This is a genomic window from Streptomyces sp. NPDC055078 (genome assembly GCF_053607985.1).
In genome coordinates, this window is sequence record NZ_JBSGUP010000847.1 from 1 (window position 1) to 3,044 (window position 3,044).

General features: G+C 72.9%; 3 protein-coding genes. 2 read left to right on the top strand and 1 reads right to left on the bottom strand.

The features are described from left to right. Positions 1-300 precede the first annotated feature (300 nt). Entirely contained in the window at positions 301-2,124 is a 1,824-nt protein-coding gene (locus ACWF94_RS37570) for a serine hydrolase (RefSeq protein WP_453499272.1), read from the top strand. A gap of 69 nt (positions 2,125-2,193) precedes the next feature. Further along, positions 2,194-2,517: a hypothetical protein gene (locus tag ACWF94_RS37575; protein WP_453499274.1), complete on the top strand. Its 324-nt coding sequence runs from the start codon at positions 2,194-2,196 to the stop codon at positions 2,515-2,517. A 268-nt stretch (positions 2,518-2,785) separates the two neighbouring features. Here the strand turns inward: ACWF94_RS37575 and ACWF94_RS37580 are convergent. Further along, the coding region (locus ACWF94_RS37580; protein WP_453499276.1) for a hypothetical protein at positions 2,786-3,044 on the bottom strand (259 nt) is incomplete at its 5' end.

Here is a 3,044-nt window from a genome sequence, read left to right on the forward strand (position 1 = left end):
CGACTGCCGTCCCTCCCGCGGGCGCGCGCCCGAGCTGCCGTCCTTCCCGCGGGGCGGCCGTCGACGCCGTGGCCCGGGTTCAGGCGACGGGGCCCGGGGCAGGTCCCGGGTCGCCACCGGGACCCGGCACCGGCACCGGTACGGCCGACGGCTTCTTCGGGCCCGTCTCTTCGGGCCGGCCGCCCGGCGACAGTTGCCCCGGGACGGCCGTATCGGCACGGTTGACAGCCCCTCCGCCCCGCAACAGAGTTTCCCTGCTGTTCGAAAATCCGGAAATCACTTCTTCAGGAGAGGCCGCGGATGACCGGCGACGGGGCGGACCGGAGTGTCAGCAGACGGCGGCTGGGCGGTGGGGTGCTGGCCCTGGGCGGGGCGCTCGCCCTGGCACCGATCCCGTTCGCCCGGGCCGCGGAAGGCGGGAGCACCCGGGCCGGTCCCCGCGCGGGTAGCGGCGGACCGCGCGGGCGGCCGACACTGCGCCGGGGGACCCCCGAGCGGGCGGGGCTGCTGCGCGGCCCGCTGGAGCGGCTCGTCGCGGACGCGGAGAGATACCTCGGCCCCTCCCCCAAGCACCCCTGGTACGCCGGGGCGGTGCTGCTCGCCGGCCGGGGCGGCACGGTCGCGCTGCACCGGCCGATCGGGAAGGCCGTGCGCTACGCCTCGTACGACGAGAGGACCGACACGGCCGTCGAGTTCCCGGCCGAGCGGCAGATCGCGATGGCCGGGGACACGGTCTTCGATCTGGCGTCCGTCTCCAAGCTGTTCACCTCGATACTGGCGGTGCGGCAGATCGAACTGGGTGCGCTGGAGCTGGCGGCCCCGGTCGTGACGTACCTCCCGGAGTTCGGGGGCGGCGGCAAACAGGACATCACCGTACGTCAGCTGCTGACCCACACCTCGGGGTTGCGCGCCTGGCTTCCGCTGTACAAGGAGCCGACCCGGGAGGGAAAGCTGCGGCTGCTGTGGAACGAGGCCCCGGCGAACACCCCGGGCAGCCGGTATCTCTACTCGGACCTGAATCTGATCTCGCTTCAGCTGATTCTGGAACGGCTCACCGGACGCCCGCTGGATGTCCTGCTCCACGACGAGATCACCGCTCCGCTCGGGATGCACCGCACCCGTTTCAACCCGCCCGCCTCCTGGCGGCCGAGGATCGCCGCCACCGAGGACGCCAGACCGCCCTGGTCGGGGCTCGACCGGGGGCTGGTCTGGGGCGAGGTGCACGACGAGAACGCCTACGCGTTCGGCGGGGTCGCGGGCCACGCCGGGGTGTTCTCCTGCGCCTGGGACCTGGCGGTCCTCGCCCGTACGCTCCTCAACGGCGGGGTCTACGGCCGCACCCGGGTCCTGCGCCCGGAATCGGTCGAGCTGATGTTCACCGACTTCAACACCGGCTTCCCCGGCGATGAGCACGGGCTCGGATTCGAGCTGTACCAGCACTGGTACATGGGCGCGATGGCGACCCCGCGCACCGCGGGGCACACCGGCTTCACCGGCACCAGTCTCGTCCTCGACCCGGGTACCGACACCTTCCTCATCGTGCTCGGCAACTCAGTGCACCCGGTGCGGAGTTGGCGTTCCGGCAGCGCGCCCCGCGTGGCCGCCGCCGATCAACTGGCCCGCGCGGTCGCCGTCCGGCCCGCCCGGGGCGCCACCGCCTGGTTCGCCGGCATGACCGCGTCCGCCTCCGCCACTCTGACACTGCCCGCCCTCACGCTCACGCTCACCTCACCGAGCGCGCGCCTGCGCTGCTCCCTGTGGTGGGACACGGAGCCGGACACGGACGCCGTGTTCCTCGAAGGATCGCCGGACGGCGGGGCGACCTGGCGGCCGGTGCCGTTCACCACCGTACGGAAGGGGGCCCGGCCCCGGCCGCACCCGCAGGGCTCGGCGACCGGGTGGTCCGGGCGGGTGTGGCACCGGGTGACGGCGGACCTGTCGGCGTGGCGCGGTTCTCCGCTGCGGCTGCGGTGGCGGTGTGTCACCGACCAGCGCTACACCGGGCGGGGCGTCTATGTGGACGCGATCCGGGTCGAGGACCGGGGCCGGGCGCTCTTCGACGAGGCCAGGCCCCGCGACGCCGCACGGATCGAGGCCGATGGCTGGACGGCGTCAAGCACCTGAGGCAAACACGGTGAACGGGGCACTAGGGTGGCTGCATCGAACACCCATCTGGACGGGGGAGCTGGTCGGATGCACGGGGTCACCGGACCGGCGGACGACGCGCACAAGGGGCGCGAACCGACGCGCCGGGGCCGGTCCGCGACCGTCGCCAGTGCCGTCGGGCTGTTGTGCGCACACTTCCTGACGGCGTATCTGATGTATCCGGCCTTCACCTCACCGGCCATGGGAGCCGCCGTCGGCGTCCCGCTGATCATCGCCTTCCATCTGGGTCTTGCGACGGAATGGCTGACCAACCTCGCCGTGCGGGCGGGCCTGCTGAGCTTCTGGTGGTACATCCCTCCGGCGGTGCTGACCATCACCGCGCTGGTGCGGCTGGGCGCGTTCATGGACTGAGACGCCCGGCACCGGATTCCGTCGATTGCTGCTCGTCGGCCTGTGCGGGGGTGGCCAGGCCGACGAGCAGATCCGTGGGGAGGAGCGGCACCGGCAGAGCCTCGGCCACGCTTCCCGGGATACCGTGCGATGCCCGGCACTCAGGGGAGCTTCCTCCGTGCGATCCGGGCGGCCCCCGAACACTGGATCGGGAACTCCGCGCCGCACCGCGCTTGTCGGCGACGTTAGGAGGCGGCCGGCCGGCCGGTCAACGTTTATGGGACAACTGTCATGAGATGAGAGACATCCTCATCTGGCGCCCGTCCCGGGCTCGTGGCCGCCGCCGGAGGGTGTCGTCGACACGGGGCTCCGGGCAGGGGGCGCGGGCGGTGCCGGGGAGAAGCCGGGCGGACGGGACGGCGACGGCGACGCCAGGGAGGCGCAGGCGGTGCTCGAAGCGCAGGCCATGATGGCGCAGGACCATCAGCGTCCTCGGGTGCCCCGCTGCTGGCGGCGCTGCGGCCCACAGACTGGCCGCAGGAGTGGAC